The sequence below is a fragment of the Salinimicrobium sediminilitoris genome, assembly GCF_020866905.1.
Classification (GTDB): domain Bacteria; phylum Bacteroidota; class Bacteroidia; order Flavobacteriales; family Flavobacteriaceae; genus Salinimicrobium; species Salinimicrobium sediminilitoris.
Genome location: NZ_JAIVCC010000002.1, coordinates 181,284 through 195,339 on the forward strand (window position 1 = coordinate 181,284; position 14,056 = coordinate 195,339).

A 14,056-nucleotide genomic window follows, 5' to 3' on the forward strand; every position below is an offset into this window, starting at 1 on the left:
TTATTTTAATGGTTCATCGCTCACCTATAGGGGTTGGAGGCTAAAGCTTTTTATCACACCTGCCCCCCAACACTCCTTTTACATCATAGATCACCGTCTGTCCGTTTTTGAACTGATCGAGGTCGAGATCCAGGAATTCTTTATGGGCAACAGTCAATACAACTGCTTCAAATTTTTCTTTAGGCAATTCTTTTGTAGTGGTGAGGCCATATTCATGCTGCACTTCGTCCGTGTCTGCGAGTGGGTCGTAGATAGTGATATTGGTACCGTATTCTCTCAGATTTTTAATGACATCTACCACTTTCGTGTTCCGTACATCCGGACAATTTTCTTTAAAAGTTATTCCCAGTACAAGAATATTTGCTCCTTTCACCTTCTGATCATTCTGGAGCATTAGCTTCACAACTTCCGAGGCAACATATTGTCCCATGGAATCGTTCATTCTTCTTCCTGCCAAAATGATCTCAGGGTGGTAACCGATCTCCTGAGCTTTCTGTGCCAGGTAATAAGGATCTACTCCAATACAATGACCACCAACCAAACCTGGTTTGAACGGAAGAAAGTTCCACTTGGTGCCGGCTGCTTCTAATACCGCCTGGGTATCGATCTCCATCATATTAAAGATTTTCGCAAGTTCATTGACAAAGGCAATGTTAATGTCACGCTGAGAGTTCTCAATTACTTTTGCTGCTTCGGCCACTTTTATCGTGGGTGCCAGATGGGTACCGGCAGTAATTACTGAAGAGTAAAGCTCATCTACCTTTTTCCCGATTTCAGGAGTAGAGCCCGCAGTCACCTTTAAGATCTTTTCTACCGTATGCTCCTTATCTCCCGGATTAATTCTTTCCGGAGAGTAGCCTACAAAGAAATCTTCATTGAATTTCATGCCGCTCACTCTTTCCAACACCGGAACGCATTCGTCCTCAGTTGCTCCAGGAAAAACTGTAGATTCATAAATTACGATATCACCCTTTTTAAGAACTTTTCCCACAGACTCACTACTTTTATACAGCGGAGTAAGATCAGGCCGGTTATTTTTATCTACAGGTGTAGGTACAGTGATCACGAAATAATTACAGTCTTTGATATCCTCAAGTTCTGCAGTGCAGTACAGCCCATTTTCATTAGAAGGGGATTCCACCAGTACTTCCTGCAATTCATCATTTTCAACTTCAAGAGTTGTATCCTTCCCTTTCCTGAGTTCTTCTACTCTTTTTCTGTTAATATCAAAACCAATTGTCGGGTATTTCGTAGCAAATAATCTTGCCAAGGGAAGGCCTACATAGCCTAACCCAATAAGTGCAATTCTTTTTTCGTCTTTCATAAAATTATTTTTGCCATAAATGATAAACGTACTCGGGCTCTTTAAGTTCAAATCCGTAACGTTTATAAATTGCTAATGCTTTTTTGTTTAAATTTTGGGTGCCGCTTAATACCTTTGTTACTCCCTTTGAAAACATTACTGACTCTGCTGCTCTCATCAATGCAAAGGAAATACCTTTTCCCTCGTATTCCCGGGCAACCGCAAAAAGAGGAGCATATCCGATCCCATTTCCTACCTTTAAAGTGGAAAATCCAATTATCCTTTCATTTTCCCTGTACACCAAGACCTCTGTGGCCATTTTCTTGTTCACTGAATTGATTATGTAATTTTCAAAGATTTCATCACACTGCTCTTTAGTAATATTGGGATCATTTCCAAATCTCCCCTGAGCTCCCGCTAATTGAGCTAATTTTATTAGGTCCTCATCGGGATAATCGTCAGAATAAAAACTGATATTTCTATGAAAATCGTTAACTTCATTCAGCTGTTTAACGATAGGAATTCTCGTCATTACCAAATAAAACTTATAAAAAGGATTTTCCTTAAGACTTTCAGATAAGGGATTTTCACTCACATAATAAGCTAGCTTAATATCCTCGTTATAAATCTCTTCTAATAAGGTTAAGCCTTTCCTGTCTTTAAGTGTATCGGCTTTTAGTCTGGCCACATTAAAATTAAAAAAATCGGTATCCCAAGAAATAATTTCGAATTGCTCGCTCATAAAACTATAATGAATGCACCCATGTGGTGATGAAGAAAGAAAAAACATTAATTCTAATGCCCATTTCTAGCAACTTTTCATCTTAAATTTTCCCAGTACCAGTCAACAGCCTCTTTCAGACCATCTTCAATTCTATACTTGGGATCATAATTTAATAATTCTTTTGCTTTATCTACTGAAGCCAGGGAATGCGGTATATCCCCTGCCCGATTGGGTCCATGTTTTACTTCCACATTTGCTATTTCAGGGTCGTATTGGGTAAGATATTTTTTCAAAAGCTCGGTGAGCTCCTTAAGGTTCGTCCTGTCCCCTACTGCTGTATTATAAACCTGGTTTAGTGCTTCTTTATTGTCTGTAGTCAAAGCAAGCAGGTTCATCTGGATGACATTATCTATATAAGTGAAATCCCTGGAGTAGGTGCCATCACCGTTAATTACGGGACTTTCATGCTTCATGAACTGTATGACGAATTTTGGAATAACAGCGGCATATGCCCCGTGAGGATCCTGTTTTCTTCCAAAGACATTGAAATAACGTAAACCCACGGTGCCCAGACCATAAGTAGAATGAAAAATATCTGCATACAATTCATTCACATATTTTGTAATAGCGTAGGGAGAAAGAGGTTTTCCAATTTTGTCCTCCACTTTTGGGAGAGCTTCAGAATCTCCATACGTTGAAGAGCTTGCAGCATAAACAAACCTTTTCACCCCTTCATCCTTTGCTGCAACCAGCATATTTACAAATCCGGAAACATTGACATTATTACTGGTGATCGGATCATTTATGGAGCGAGGTACTGAACCCAGCGCAGCTTCATGTAACACATAATCTACTCCTGAGACTGCTTTTTTGCAGTCTTCAATATTTCTAATATCACCTTCAATTAAATTGAAATTCTTATGATCAATAATTGCAGAAAGATTTTCTTTTTTTCCGGTAGCAAAGTTATCAAGACAAACTACCCTGGCATCTAATTTCAAAAGGCTCTCGCAGAGATTGGAACCTATGAATCCGGCACCCCCGGTGACCAATACTTTTGAAGAACTGAGCAATTCAAATTGTTTGCTGTTCATTTAATAAAATTTGGGTTAATTATTTAATTTGCCGTCAAAGGTAAAACTTTGCTGTAAGGTTTTTATTAAATTCCTCTTAAAGAAGCTTCTTTTTCCGGAAACTGGGTAGATTCATAGTGCACTACTTCAGTATCGATTAAAATTTTTTCTTTTGGACCCGTTTTTTTTCTATTGATCCTTCCAATAAGGACTTCCATTGCCTTTGCCCCTATTTTATCGGGAGACTGATCAACATAACTAACCGACGGAGTAAGATATTTAGCTAATCCTCCCCGTATGAACCCAATGATCTTCAGATCTTCAGGAATGATTAATTTATTTTCATAAGCGAGCCTGTAGGTAAGCATTGTACTATCAAAATCACTGCACAAGACAGCTTCGACCTTATCCTCTAATATCATAATTAAGATCTTTTCCTTAAGACTTTCCATTTTGGCCGAATTAGCGATAAAAAAGGTATAGTCTTCACCCAAAGCCTTCCGGTAACCTTCAATTCGTGCCTTACCCACTCCCATATGGTGAATGGAAGTAGCCAAACCGATCTTTTTCACGCCTTTACTTTGAAGATCCCGGGTTGCATCATAAAAGATCTTTCTGTCATCAATTCCTACTTTATCCACCGGCATGTCAAAATCAATACGATCATAAAGCACTACCGGAATATCATATTGTATAATATTCATAATGTGATCAAAATCTTTCTTTCTCTGGGTTTCTTCAGCAATTGCTATAAGGACTCCATCCACGAAGCCAGCAGTAAGCATTTCGGCTATTTGTTTTTCCCTTTCATGAGATTCATTAGAAATATAGGTTATCACCTGCAATCCTTCACGTTGTGCACTGGCCTCCATCCCGGAGAGAACTTTCGCAAAAAATGAATTCGCAATATTAGGTATAATAACTCCTATAGTTCCACTTTTACTGCTTTTCAAATTAACGGCGGTAGGATTAGGGCGGTACTTGTGCAGAGCTGCCAGCTCTTTTACCCTTTCAATTGTTTTAGGACTAATTTCAGGGCTGTCATTTAATGCTTTTGAAACTGTAGACACAGATACATTCAGCAATTTAGCCAGTTCCTTCAGGGTAATTCTGGTTTTCATTTTGAAAAGAATATAGGGATTAATCACAAATGTAATAAAGCCGCGTTAATTGAGGTATTTTTAGCCTGAAACTTCAGCCGAAATTTATATATTAATTTAAAATGAGTTAGAAATGAAATTTTTTACCAGCTACTGGTTTTACATAATTGCTGCCCTTATTACAATCTTTGGTCTCCTTACCGGTTGGTACTTTTTCTTCCTTTTAATCCTACCCTTTGGCTTTTTCAATTTTGGCAAAAAAGACGGCGAGAAGTAGCTGCGTTAAATAATTACTAAACCAGCCCTTCCATTTGCAAAGATGAAACCTTGAACGTAATTTAATCCTGAACCAAAAAAGGCAATAATGAAACAAAAAGGAACTCTGTCTCAAACCCTAAATATGTTGAGGACTGAAGAAGGATACGAAGAAGATTTTAACCTTCTTGATGAGAAAATAAAATCCAGTGAAGAAAGGGAGAAATTTTTCAACCAAAAATTTGTGGTAGATGAAGTGTATAGATTCGAAGGGGCTTCTAACCCGGGAGATGAAGCTACTATTTATGCAATTACCACATCTTCGGGAAGAAAAGGTGTTCTCGTAGATGGCTTTAACTACACTTCAGGTCAAATTTCAGAAGAACTATTGAAAAAACTGGATCTTAAGAGCAATCGCCCAACTTCAGAATAAACTTGGATTTACCCTATACTAATTGTATATTTGAATACTAATCACAAAAACTATAAACAAAAACTATGAGTTATTTAGGTCTAGACGCTAAAAAGACGTCAAATACAGTTCAGGAACTTAATGTTCTGTTAGCCGATTATCATTTATATTACCAGAAACTCCGTAATTATCACTGGAACGTCATAGGGAAGAATTTCTTTGACCTTCACGAAAAATTTGAAGAGCTTTATGATGACGCAAAAATAAAGGTTGATGAGATCGCTGAGCGTATACTTACGCTAAGATATCAACCTACCAGTAATTTAAGTGAGTACCTGGAAAAATCTAACCTGAAGGAATCAAAATCTGATCTCTCTGACTCTCAAATGATCAAAAACCTTTTGGATGATCATGGCACCCTTTTAAAACAAATGCGTAAGGTAGTGGAAGTGGCTGATAAAGGAGGAGATGAAGGTACTATTGATCTCATTGGAGCTTATATTAGAGAACTGGAAAAAACCAGCTGGATGTTGGATGCATGGAAAATGAAAACTTCCGAACAACATAAGCCGGTATAGTATAAATGGCGAAAAGATTTGATATTCAGGATTCCGTAGAAGGGATCTGGGAGAAATTAGGCGAATGGCTGGATTCAATAATCCTGGGTTTGCCTAATTTCATTTTAGCGGTTTTAGTATTTATCCTTTTTGTTTTTGCAGCAAAGTATCTTGGAAAATTGCTGGACAGGCTCCTGCGGTTCAAGGTAAGACAAGCCTCAATTCGCGAAATAACCATCAAGATCATGAAGGTGGTGGTTATTGCAATTGGTTTTTTTGTTGCACTGGGGCTGCTAAATTTGAATACAATTCTTACTTCTGTTCTGGCAGGTGCCGGGGTAGTCGGTTTGGCCGTAGGTCTCGCCCTGCAGGGAACTTTAAACAATACCTTTTCAGGTATCCTATTAAGTTTCCTTCCTGAACTTCAAATTGGAGACTGGATTGAGAATAATGGTTACGCCGGGAGAGTTGTGGAAATAAACCTTAGGAGCATTGTAATAAGGGAAGCAGATAATAATTATGTAGTTATTCCTAACTCACAGGTTATCGATGCGCCATTTAAAAACTTTTCCCGCACTTCAAGATCCCGTATAATGGTGAATTGCGGTGTGGCTTACAACTCCGACCTTGAACTCGTAAAGACTATTACCATTAATACCCTTTCTGAACTTTACCCTCAAAAAAAGGGCGAGGAAGTAGAATTTATGTATAATGAATTTGGTGACAGTTCCATTAATTTTGTTGTTAGATTCTGGAGTAATGTAACTTCAAATCGAGATATACTTTTAGCAAGAAGCGCTGCTATTATCGCTATAAAGAAGGTATACGATCAACACGACATCAATATTCCATTCCCAATACGAACCTTGGAATTCAATAACAGGTTAAATATTCAAAAACCTTCTTCTGAAGGAGAATCTTAAACCGAAACTCCCATAAAAGAAAAAAGCGGATTATTCTTTATTAGAAAAAGTCCGCTTTAAAAGGCTTTTTTAATGGCTCTGAAAAATCGGAAAGAAAATTTGCTCTATCTGGTTTAACTGATAAGCCTAACATCTTCTGAAAATAAAATATTAGAAATTTCTAGGTTTCAAAAAGGGTAATTAAAAGGATGATTTTAACCTCCTATATCAATATAAAGATGGTTAAAAATCATCCTCTTATTCTCTCCCGGTGAAAACTAGAAGTTCATACCCACGCTAAAACTGAAACGTAGTTTTTCCCCTCCCGAAAATAAATTCACTTTAGCAGAAAGTGCATCTGCTCCGGTTATCCAAAATCCGCCGCCGTAGCTGTCATGCCAAAGATCACTATTCTCTCCGTCCAACCACACCCGGCCTAGATCATATCCGGCAAATACCCCTATTTGAAGAGGAATAAAAGAAGTTTTAAACTCGTCAAAACTATATCTTAGATCATTACCCCAAACAAAAGCGCTTTCTCCTGTAAAACGTTCTTCTCTAAATCCTCTTAAATTCTCGGCCCCACCTATAGTAGCAGCCTGGTAGAATTCAAAATCATCACCAAAAAGAACTTCTGCATTTACGCGGGTATTTATAACCCACTTATTATTTTGACTTATGGCTTTATAAAACCCAAGGTACGGTGTTATAAAAGCGTAAATATTCTCTGTCTCTCCGGTATTCATTTTTCCACCACCAATGAATTCGAATTTCATTCCATTTGAAGGATTAAGCACATCATCGTAACTTTCATAGCGAAAAACACCTTCAATACCTGCAAAATATTGCCGTTCAAAAAAATTGGTTTCCTTCATATATTCCGAAGAGAGAAAACGATCCACTGTCTCTTCTATCTGCACCCCTTCAAAAGTTGCTGCTAATTTATAATAACGCCCAAAGGGTGAATCTTTCACCACTCCCGCTTCTCCACCAATTCTACTAATACGTACCCGATTGTAGTCCTTTCCAAGTTCTTCTTCAAAGTTTTCAGTTTCATTTCCCAATCCGAAGAAATTACGGGTATAACTGGGGTTCGTAAAATGTCCTCCAACAAGAAAATTATAGTTTCCAAAAACATTGGCAAATTCACCCTGGTAACGCAAATCAAAACTTTGAGTGGCAAAATAATAACCCGCTTTAAATCTATGTTGGGCTGTAAATGGATTTCTACGGAAACCATACTTAGTAAAGGAAGTGCTTAAGCCAACCTGAAATCCATCATCGGGATTATATCCAACTACCGGAAGTATGGCACTTGTAGAAAATATTTTCCGATCCTTATCAAAGACATTTACCTCATAATTATCTGTAAAAGTAATATCTGCTCCATTGTTGATCTCCACAGTATTAGGCAAAGATTCGTAATCATAAACCTTCACATTTTTGCCATTTTTGATCCTGTAAATATCATTATTTTGTCCTCCAATAATCCTCACAAGAATTGAAGAGGAAGCTTCTCCATAAACCTCGAAAATATCGTCGTCATCAAGGCCATAGATCCACAATTCTTCGGTCACTTGAGAATCATATACCCTGTTGCTCACAACATCTGCCTTCTCCCCTTCTTTGATCCTGTAAATTGATACACGGGTTTTGCCTTCAGGAAGACGTTCAACCTCAATGTGATCATCTTTATCTGTGGCAGAAATTATGGCAAATTCAGCAAAATAATTGTAGTATCTCCTGGTAATATCCACCAAATTATCTCTTCTTGCTTTGAGATTTTTTATGATGCGTTGTGTAGATTCGCCCCTGGTTTCCTTCGGAAGCTTTTCAAAGGCCTCTTCAATTACTTCATCTGTAACATGCTCCTGAAGAAACTCCGCCTGCCTTAGCCATTCGTCTTTACTGGAATTTTGAATTAAGCTTCTATCCAGACCAACAGCGGCCGAATTAAACCATTCGATATCAACAATGTTTTCATCATAAACAGCAAATTGATTGGCAAATCCTGTTAATCCTCTTAAGGTATTCAAAAAGGCACCATCAAAATTAGAAAAAACCTGATCCCTGTCTCTGGGTATGGGTTTAAAAAGGTGATTTCCTTCCTCATCTTCAATTTCAGCCCATCTCCATTGATCTTCATGCCGATCCCAATCCCCCACAAGCATATCAAATATTCTTGCTCTTATATAGGTAGATTCGTCAAGAGTGTATTTCTCGTCCCTTCGCAGACGTTCAAAAACTCCCGCCGTACTTTCAATATCGTGATTTGGCCTACCAAAGGATTCATAACCTGTCCAGGCTCCTTCGGGTCGCTCCACGATCATATACAACTCATCCCCATACTCACTGTTAAAATCTCCAAGAGCTTTCTGTTTGGGAACATAGAACAACTGCGGATTCGTATGATTAATCCCTGCTGCCTGTGATAATGTTGGTATAGCAAGGAAAGCATAAGGATGCGCAGAGGTGTAAAAATCTTTAATTACATCTTCGGCAAGGGTATTTTCGAATTTAGTCTCTACAGGAGTGTCTTTATAGGCAACCGTTTGAAGGAATTGCACGGCACTTTTTTCAAGTGCCCGCATGTTATAATCTCTTCCCTGCTTATCCTTTAATCTTAGAGATCGCGTTTGATGACCACCGCCTGCTCTTTCTACAGTAAGTCCGCCGTACAAGGTATCCAGAACGGCAACGGGAACCTCCACTCCTGTCCCGTACAAATCCCTGTACCTGTCTCCCCATATACTTTCATAGGCCTGAGATACATTAGTATCCCTGGGTTCATAAACCGACTCCACTACACTGCGGGGAAAAGAAGTAGACAAAGTATCAATATTAAAAGGTTCCGGTGCGGCGATAACTTCTTTTTGATATAAAAGTTTAGGTCGCTTATCTACGCTCCCATAGAAACTAACCCAGGAGGACCCATCTTCAAAAATATCCAGAGCGGCAAATCCCTGACCCGAATAAGCAAACAATCCATCGTTCCCTAATCCTACATAAGATGCCTTGGAAGTCGATCCTGACACTACTTGTTTTATTTTGTCGTGTTCAATGTACTGTATAGAATGATCGTGCCCCGAAACAAAAACTACATTCCCCCACCGGGAAGCAATAGTTTCAATTCGTTTTCTCATTCCTTTGTACCTTTCATTTTGGAGGTCTGTACTGGTGACTCCTCCTGTAGTTCTTATAAAATTCGCCAGAGTTCCAAGTATCGGTAATGGGAGTTTACGTTGGGTAGGAAAAAGGTGATCTGTTAAACTGAAGTTTCCTCCATGAAGCCCGTTAGTATAGAGGGGATGATGAATAACAAATACAACAGTTTTTGTCTGGTTCTTCTTTAATTCACTGTCAATTTCCTGGAAAAAGGCTTCCCGGGTTTTAATTTCAGCACAGTCATCGTTTATTTTTGGGTGCTCATCCCAATCTTCCAAAAACCATTGAGAATCAGCCACCACGACCTGAATATTCTCGCTTACTTCAAAAGAAGCTAATCCGCAGCCAGGTTCAGGATAAAAGACATCCTCTCTATTCAGTTTTTCTCTTAAGTAGTCCGCCTGTCTTTTAAGGCCGGTCAATCCCTGGTTATACCAATCATGATTTCCCGGAACAAAAAAGAGGTTGCCGTCATAATTTTCTACAGCATCTATTTGAGCATCCAGACGGTACTCCATAAGCTCCCTATCGGGGTGATCTTTTGCAACAAGACCTGCAGGGTAAACATTATCTCCAATAAAAATGGTATAATTTCCAACCTGCTTAACTGAGTCGATATAGGTTTTAAAAGCGAGTAATGCTTCAGAAGAACCTCCAGGAGGGGAATAACCTCCGTCTCCCAAAAGATAAAATGATTTCTCAACTACTTTATCCTCAGGATATCCAAAATCTTCTATAGGTTCATCTTCGGCGTAATAAAGCTGATTTAAGTGCGGAGAACAGGCGGTAATAGCAATAAACAATACCAGTGTTAGAAATTTGTTATTTTTTCTCATACAAAACTATTGGGGGGATTTTTTTGTAATTTGGTGCAAATCTAACCACAACTGAATGACAACTCTTACCGATAAAGCTGAAATATTTGTACAGGATTTATTCAGAAAAAAATTACCCAATACATTCATTTATCACAATTTTAAGCACACTCAGAGGGTCGTTAAAAGTACTAAAGAATTAATCGAAAAATCTGAAATTCATGTTAAACACGAGGAGCCGCTACTCCTGGCTGCCTGGTTACATGACACAGGTTATATCGAAGAATATGCAGGTCACGAAGAAAAAAGTGCAGAAATAGCCAGAGAGTGGCTGGAAAAGCAGAATGCAGACAAGGCGCTTATTGAAGATGTTACCAGGATAATTATGGCTTCCAGGATGCAGGCGGAGCCAAAAGAGCTTGATGAGAAAATCATTAAAGATGCTGACACGTCTCACCTCGCAAAAGATTACTTCGAAGAAACAAGCGAATTTCTTCGGCAGGAGTTAAAACTTCAGAAGATCAAAAATTATTCACACCAGGAATGGATTGAACAAAATATTGAACTATTTACCGAGCGGCATCAATATTACACGCAGTACGCGAGGGAGAACTGGAAGGAACAAAAAGATAAAAATCTATACGACCTACTCAATAAAGAAAGAAAAGCTAAAAAGAAATTAGCTAAAGAAGAAGCCAAAGCCCGGCTTAAGGTAAAATATAAAGATAAGAGCCCAGACCGTGGGATACAGACCCTGTTTAGAGTCACGATGCGAAATCATCTTAAATTAAGTGATATTGCAGATGCCAAAGCCAACATACTCCTATCGGTCAATGCCATCATCATTTCCCTGGCCATTGCTAATTTCATTCCCGATCTCACTTCCCCTGCCAACTCAAGTACGGTTATGATGCTCCCGGTTTTTATCTTAATGATCTTTAGCGTCGCCTCGATAATAGGAGCAATAATGTCAACCCGTCCAAATGTAACCTCGGGAGAATTCACCCGGGAGCAAATAAAGAATGGAGATGTCAATGTGCTGTTCTTCGGAAATTTTCATCGTATGCCTTATGAACAGTTTGAGTGGGCCATGCACGAAATACTTGAAAACCAAACCGACGTTTATGAATCTCTAATGAAGGACCTCTACATGCTGGGAGTGGTACTAAACCGAAAATATTATCTTTTAAGGATTACTTATACTATCTTTATGGTAGGAATCATCCTCTCGGTTCTCAGTTTTATTGCCGCCTACTATCTTGCCTAACACCTTTTCCAGGTCTTCATACGTGAAGATCTGCTCTTCGTGTTGTTCATTTTTTAAGTGGTATAAAACTTCTACTCTTATGGCTTTTAGACCAATTACTCCCTGTACATCTTCAAGCTCTAATTTTTCTACCTTATCTCCTAGATACTGTTTGGACTGCAAATATTTGATGTAGCGCAAATACTCCCTTTCATCTTTTCTATTAGAATACACAATGGCAATTTTACCTTTTTGAGTCACCCTTTCTTCGGCCCCCTTTACATTTGCCTTATCAATTCTTTTCTTGATGATCTCATACCTTGCATTGTAGGTTCCATCTACATCAAATTGTTTTTCATCCATCCTATACCGAATAGAAAGCGTTGTATTATATACGAGAATCAGGGAAGCAGCTTCCAGTTTCAAAGGCATATTTTCCTGTATTTGGTAGAAGCGGTTTTCCATTTCGCACATGGTGCTCAATTGCCACAAACGCAGGTTAAATAGATACACCTCGTCAAAAGGTTTGGCTTTTTTATTTGTTAGAGCTGCCCCTATATAAATATTATGCTCTACCCCATCGGTCTTATATCGTTCAAAATAATGTGGATATATCTCCTGGGCATCAATTTGTCTACGATCAATGTAACGGGCCATCGTGCGATTAATTTGCTGTACGGCTTCATCATAATTTTTTCGATGATTGTAGATTATCCCTGTTTCAGAATTCACGTTTTTTCGGTAATCACCTACTTTTTCCTTTAAAAGCGGTGTCTGTTTTTCTATATGTGCCATAACAGGATCTATTTCCCGTTGGAGCAAATTGAAAACCTTTTGTTCACTTGAGGTGCTCAAACTGTCGGCGAGATCATCCTGAAATTCTTTTATACGGAACTTCACCTGCTCATAAATATCCAGTTTTTCGATTTCTTCAGCCTGGCAAACTATACTTGTAATGAATTCCAGTTGATCAAGCAAGTCTTTTTGAATGGCTTCATTACGCGCTTCCGAAGATGCGACAATATCAATCTCTCCATATAAAGGATAAATATCTTCAAACGTGATATCCTTAAAAGATGCAAGCCCATCTTCATCAAGATCTTTGATGAATTTTCTTGCCTCCTTTTCAAAAATCCATAAAACACTGGGATGAATGGAAGTACATTCACTCTGTATTACAGCCTTGACGCGATTTTCGAACTCTGCCTTACTGCGTTCTACAGCCGTTACTATATAAGGTAAGATATCTTCAAGTTTTGTGGCATTTATGCTGTTGAGCACATTTTTTTCAAAAGAGACCAACTCAAGCATGCCCAGCAAAATATTATTTTTAGCAATAGGAGCCAGAATGGCACTTTTCACACCTGCGTCATTAAGGGATTTTGCCAAAAGATTTTCTGAAGAGTTTGCAGAAAATTTTGTGACATTTGGAATGCTGAAGTAATTATGTTCCCTCACAAGTTTTTGATAAGCTTCCTCCTCAAGAGCTTTCCTGCAGTCCACCGCTTTCTTGTCCCGAAGTAAAAAACTTGGAGAACGATTACCCATCATTCTCTCAAAAGTAGATTCTTGTTCGTTATACATGGTAAATCCCACCCGAAGATTTGGAATCTTGTATATTGATTTGAAAATCTCCTCAAACTTCTCCATCTCTTCATTTCCTGAAGTATTTCTTTGCAATAAAGTTGTTTTTAAATCGGAGATCGCATCATCAACAGTCACATCTGTAAGAGTAATTATGGTGAAACCCTTAAAAATCCAGCTTTTAGGTGGGAATTTTTGTTTCCAGAATTCCACATTCTCAATATTCTGAATCAATTCGTCAACATCGTCTTTAGTTATTTCACAAGCATTTTCGCCCGGTTCCAGCTCCATAAAATGGGAATCAAGTTCAATTCTATAGTGCCTCAAAATGCCGTTTTCATCGGGTATATCATAGTATAACGGTCTCGAAAAATCCATGTCATAACCATAATACTTATTGAGGATTAGAATACAGGCGTATATATATTCAAGGTCTTCACTAAGATCTCTCATATTTAAGCTAAAATCTTTTCCCGCACCCGCCAGTATCTCTCTAAACTTAAGAGTAGAATTAAATATGATGTTGTGAAAAGGAACAGAAATCGCTTTGATCTGGGTGCCCGAAAGGATTTCCGGAAACAGATCTTTCATGAGGATCCTAATAGGATCTTTTAATTTATTCAGATATTCGGAGTTCTCAATTCCATCTTCCAGAACAGGAAAACCGGAAATATAATCTAGTATCTTTCCCAGATACTCTTTGGATATCTTGCTTGATTCATTCTCCAGTTGCCTTCGATACTGCTCAATGATCTTGTGAAAACTGATCTTTATTTCCAGGGGAAATTCCTTTTGATTCTTCATATGTTAAAATTACTGGATTTTGAACCCGCTGCCGTAGCGCTTGTTCATATTAACATTAATTTATCTATTCCACCATTCTCTCTCCACTAACTTCCTTATTTTTGTGCAAAATGTAA

At 38.4% G+C, this 14,056-nt stretch carries 11 protein-coding genes; 5 read left to right on the forward strand and 6 right to left on the reverse strand.

Annotated features, from left to right (window positions below; all coding sequences use genetic code 11):
* Positions 1–40: 40 nt before the first annotated feature.
* From LA313_RS02615 to LA313_RS02630, 4 genes are all read right to left on the reverse strand, one after another.
* Entirely contained in the window at positions 41–1,324 is a 1,284-nt protein-coding gene (locus tag LA313_RS02615; protein ID WP_228913056.1) for a nucleotide sugar dehydrogenase, read from the reverse strand.
* 4 nt (positions 1,325–1,328) lie between these two features.
* Positions 1,329–2,045 carry a GNAT family N-acetyltransferase gene (locus LA313_RS02620; RefSeq protein ID WP_228913057.1) on the reverse strand — a complete coding sequence of 239 codons (717 nt, stop codon included), beginning with the start codon at positions 2,043–2,045 and terminating at the stop codon, positions 1,329–1,331.
* A 77-nt stretch (positions 2,046–2,122) separates the two neighbouring features.
* Entirely contained in the window at positions 2,123–3,121 is a 999-nt protein-coding gene (locus tag LA313_RS02625) for an SDR family oxidoreductase (protein WP_228913058.1), read from the reverse strand.
* A gap of 65 nt (positions 3,122–3,186) precedes the next feature.
* Positions 3,187–4,221: a LacI family DNA-binding transcriptional regulator gene (locus tag LA313_RS02630; RefSeq protein WP_228913059.1), complete on the reverse strand. Its 1,035-nt coding sequence runs from the start codon at positions 4,219–4,221 to the stop codon at positions 3,187–3,189.
* A 112-nt stretch (positions 4,222–4,333) separates the two neighbouring features.
* On the opposite strand from LA313_RS02630, the gene LA313_RS02635 reads away from it, so the two are divergent.
* From LA313_RS02635 to LA313_RS02650, 4 genes are all read left to right on the forward strand, one after another.
* Complete coding sequence (locus LA313_RS02635; protein WP_228913060.1) at positions 4,334–4,477, forward strand: hypothetical protein; 144 nt, start codon at positions 4,334–4,336, stop codon at positions 4,475–4,477.
* A gap of 87 nt (positions 4,478–4,564) precedes the next feature.
* The gene (locus LA313_RS02640) at positions 4,565–4,888 is read left to right on the forward strand and encodes a phosphoribosylpyrophosphate synthetase (RefSeq protein WP_228913061.1); all 324 of its coding nucleotides are present in this window, start codon (positions 4,565–4,567) and stop codon (positions 4,886–4,888) included.
* Between the two features lie 65 nt (positions 4,889–4,953).
* Positions 4,954–5,445, forward strand: coding sequence for a Dps family protein (locus LA313_RS02645; protein WP_228913062.1), 492 nt, complete (start codon positions 4,954–4,956; stop codon positions 5,443–5,445).
* Between the two features lie 5 nt (positions 5,446–5,450).
* Positions 5,451–6,347, forward strand: a complete 897-nt coding sequence (locus LA313_RS02650; RefSeq protein ID WP_228913063.1) for a mechanosensitive ion channel family protein — start codon at positions 5,451–5,453, stop codon at positions 6,345–6,347.
* Positions 6,348–6,604: 257 nt separating this feature from the next.
* Here LA313_RS02650 and LA313_RS02655 read toward each other — a convergent pair whose 3' ends face one another.
* A complete protein-coding gene (locus LA313_RS02655; RefSeq protein WP_228913064.1) occupies positions 6,605–10,327 on the reverse strand; it encodes a metallophosphoesterase in 3,723 nt (1,240 codons plus the stop codon).
* A 55-nt stretch (positions 10,328–10,382) separates the two neighbouring features.
* Here LA313_RS02655 and LA313_RS02660 point away from each other — a divergent pair, with 55 nt between their 5' ends.
* On the forward strand, positions 10,383–11,573 hold the full coding sequence (locus tag LA313_RS02660) for a Pycsar system effector family protein (RefSeq protein ID WP_228913065.1): 1,191 nt from the start codon (positions 10,383–10,385) through the stop codon (positions 11,571–11,573).
* On the opposite strand, the gene LA313_RS02665 is transcribed toward LA313_RS02660, so the two are convergent.
* Positions 11,493–13,940: a GAF domain-containing protein gene (locus LA313_RS02665; protein WP_228913066.1), complete on the reverse strand. Its 2,448-nt coding sequence runs from the start codon at positions 13,938–13,940 to the stop codon at positions 11,493–11,495. The two genes, LA313_RS02660 and LA313_RS02665, sit on opposite strands and share 81 nt — an antisense overlap.
* Positions 13,941–14,056: the final 116 nt, after the last annotated feature.